The organism is Mesobacillus sp., assembly GCF_049588175.1.
Classification (GTDB): domain Bacteria; phylum Bacillota; class Bacilli; order Bacillales; family Cytobacillaceae; genus Mesobacillus.
Genome location: NZ_JBAVFI010000497.1, coordinates 1 through 3,485, shown reverse-complemented (window position 1 = coordinate 3,485; position 3,485 = coordinate 1). Strand labels below are relative to the sequence as shown.

Annotated in this window: 3 protein-coding genes; all 3 read right to left on the bottom strand. The window is 41.8% G+C overall.

Annotation, left to right across the window (positions count from 1 at the left end):
* Positions 1 to 214: 214 nt before the first annotated feature.
* From WB217_RS12145 to WB217_RS12135, 3 genes are read right to left on the bottom strand one after another with little or no spacing between them, the layout of a single operon-like run.
* On the bottom strand, positions 215 to 1,009 hold the full coding sequence (locus WB217_RS12145) for an ABC transporter ATP-binding protein (protein ID WP_423993481.1): 795 nt from the start codon (positions 1,007 to 1,009) through the stop codon (positions 215 to 217).
* The gene (locus WB217_RS12140; protein WP_423993480.1) at positions 984 to 2,015 is read right to left on the bottom strand and encodes an ABC transporter permease; all 1,032 of its coding nucleotides are present in this window, start codon (positions 2,013 to 2,015) and stop codon (positions 984 to 986) included. The genes WB217_RS12145 and WB217_RS12140 overlap by 26 nt, the downstream gene beginning before the upstream one ends.
* Before the next feature lie 18 nt (positions 2,016 to 2,033).
* Positions 2,034 to 3,032: an ABC transporter substrate-binding protein gene (locus WB217_RS12135; RefSeq protein WP_335429941.1), complete on the bottom strand. Its 999-nt coding sequence runs from the start codon at positions 3,030 to 3,032 to the stop codon at positions 2,034 to 2,036.
* Positions 3,033 to 3,485: the final 453 nt, after the last annotated feature.

Genomic DNA, 3,485 nt, shown 5'->3' with positions numbered 1-3,485 from the left:
ATTTAACGTTATCATAACATTTCGTTAAATAAATGGTCAATAAATTGTAAGAAATTTTGGTATTTTCTCAAAAGTAATCGTGATATAATTTCCAATTAAAAATTAATATTCTATCAGTACTAGTAATTTTAATATCCTTCATGCTGCTAAGATGGAATCTTTTTTATGGAACAAAAAAAATCAACCAGCATTGTTTCACTGGTTGACCTCTTTATCAACTAAGCAATGCTCGGTCGCTTGCCATCTTCGTTCCGCGAATGCGCTGGAATTCATTGAGCAAGTCTTCGATCGTAAGCTTTGCTTTTTGTTCTTCATTTACTTCAAAGATAATCTGTCCTTTATCCATCATAATCAGTCTATTGCCGAGATCCAATGCTTGCTGCATATTGTGCGTGACCATCAGGGTCGTCAAATGGTATTTGTCGACGATTTCCTTTGTCAAATTCGTGATCAGCTCAGCACGGGATGGATCAAGGGCTGCAGTGTGCTCATCAAGCAAGAGAATCGATGGCTCCGTAAATGTCGCCATCAGCAGCGACAACGCCTGGCGCTCACCACCTGACAGCGTACCCACCTTTGCATTCAGCCTGTTTTCAAGTCCAAGATGCAGCGATTCCAATACCTCTTTGAATAATTCCCGACGTTTTTTCGTAACACCGAGCCCCAATGTTCGTCGCTTGTTCCTCGAAAAAGCAATTGCCAGGTTTTCCTCGATTGTCATGCTTGGTGCTGTCCCAGCCATCGGATCCTGGAATACACGGCCAATCATTTTTGAGCGATTGTACTCTGACATATACGTAACATCATTTCCGTCCAGGGAGACTCGCCCATGGTCAGGGAGCATCACTCCGGAAATGATATTCATCAACGTTGATTTGCCGGCACCGTTACTTCCGATTACCGTAACAAAATCCCCTTTTTTCAAAGTGAGATTAATATTATCAAGGGCTATCTTTTCGTCTGGCGTACCCTCGTTAAAGACTCTATGAATCTGATTTAAGTGCAGCACCAGCCTCACCCTTTCCTTCAGAAGGTAAGCTTACCATTTGCAAGCCTTCAAGCTGCCTTTTTACCTTCCGTTTTTTCTCTTTATAGCTATCAATCATTTTCGGTGCAGTCAACGCAAGGATAACAATGACTGCTGTAATCAGCTTCATATCTCCTGGCTTAAGGAATTCTACCCTTAGAGCCAGCGTAACAACGATTCGGTAAATGATCGAACCGCCGATAACAGCCAGAGTAGTCCTGGCAATCGATTTTGTCCCGAAAAGAGCCTCACCAATAATTACAGAAGCAAGACCTATGATGATCATCCCAATTCCCATACCAACATCCGCGAAGCCACCTTGCTGGGCAATCAATGCTCCAGAAAAAGCCACCATCGCATTCGAAAGGCCAAGGCCGAGAATAATCATTAAGTTCGTATTGGAAGAAAAGCTCCGGATCATCCTTTTGTTATCACCTGTAGCACGAATGGCCAAACCGATTTCAGTCTTTAGGAAAGCATCGGTAATGAATTTTAGAGCAAAAGTTACAATCACCATGAACAAAAGGATTCCCCATGTTCTTGGCAGGCTGTCACCAAGTCCGACTGCTGTGAGGATATTGTTGAAAAATGAATCAATACCCGTTTTATCAAAAAAGTCTCTTACAGCTGTCATTGCTGTATCTGTGTTTAACAAAGGCACATTCGATTTACCCATGATTCTGAGATTGATAGAATACAAGGCAATCATCATCAGGATACCTGACAACAGTGCGTTGACCTTTCCGACTGTATGGATAATCCCGGTTAAACAGCCAGCGATGAATCCTGCAATCAGGGCAGTCATTGTAGCAACAAATGGATTTGTTCCGTTCACGATCATGATGGCGGCAACCGCAGCTCCTGTTACGAAACTGCCGTCAACCGTCAAATCTGGAAAATCTAGTACCCGAAAGGATAAATATACGCCGAGAGCCATGATCGCATAAATGATACCTGACTCAAATGCTCCGAATATTGCAGTAAACAAGATGTATCATCCTTTCTCTTATTCTTCGTAGAATTCAGCGTCTTCTCCCCAAGCTTCCTTCACTTCGACACCTTGTTCCTTAGCTGCTTTTTTGTTGATTGTCAGTGTCAATGAATCAGGAAGCTCAACAGGAATTTCGGATGCTTTCTTTTTGCCTGATAAAATTTCTGCAGCCATCAGTCCTGATTGGTAACCGATATCGTAGTAGTTAAATCCGCTTGCAGCAACCGCTCCACGCTTCATCGAATCCAGTTCTCCTACGAATAAAGGAATCTTCTTTCCATTCGCAACAGAAATGACTGATTCAAGAGCAGAAACTACCGTGTTGTCAGTCGGTACATAAATGGCATCGACACGGCCAACGAGAGATTCAGCTGCCTGTTTAACTTCAGCAGACGTTGAGATAGACGCTTCAACTACCTTCGCACCATTTGCCTCAGCTAGCTTTTTGACTTCTTTCAGCTGGACTTCAGAGTTCTGCTCACCAGCATTGTAGATGACGCCAATCTTCTTCGCTCCAACTTCCTTTGTCATAAAATCAATCGTCTTCTTAGTTGCTTCTGGATGATTATCTGTAGTTCCAGTAATGTTGTCGCCAGGCTTATCAAATGATTCGACAAGACCAGCACCCACAGGATCCGTTACCGAAGTAAAGATAATTGGTATATCTTTTGTTGCATTAAGTGCTGCCACTGCACTAGGAGTTGCGTTCGCAAAAATCAGGTCCACCTTGTCGCCAACAAAGTTGTTTGCGATAGATGCCGTATTGTTCATATCAGCCTGTGCATTCTGGAAGTCATACTTCACATTGTCGCCCTCTTTGAATCCCTTATCTTCAAGAGCTTTTTTAAACCCTTCTGTTGCAGCATCAAGTGATGGATGCTCAGCAAATTGCGTTAATCCAATCTTGTACTGTTTTTTGTCAGAAGCGCCGTTTGATGCTTCCTTCCCTCCGCATCCAGCCATTAATAGGGCACTGGCAAGGACAAGAGAAATAGCTTTAACTGATTTTTTCATGAAGATCCCCCTTGATATTTTTATAAACCGGCAAAAACTACTATGTAGACTTAACACTTGCAGGCTGCCGGAACGCACCAATTTTCAAACAGTATTTACATGAGTTGTACGATGCATAGAAGATTTTTTGAAAACGATTTCAAAAAGTATGATATTCACTATGGACACCGTAAATATATCGTTATATTAACACCAGCTAAAAAGAGTGTCAATAATATTCCGAACATTTAGTATGTTTCGATTTTTAATTATTAATTAAACCATTTCTTTGTTAAACAAGCAATATGTTTTACGAAAATAATATTTTTTTTCATAAACTAGTCTGTGATAAACTAGACTGTTGATTTCCGTTCCAGGCGCTTCGCTTTCCGCGGAAGAATTATTAAAAAGCCCAACTGCCGGCTTTTTTATAAGCAAATTCTTCTAGGGGCTGGCGCTGAGCCTCCTCGTCGA

Coding starts and splice junctions, on each gene's coding strand:
- WB217_RS12135 (WP_335429941.1), bottom strand. CDS start 3,032: ATGAAAAAATCAGTTAAAGCTATTTCTCTTGTCCTTGCCAGTGCCCTA.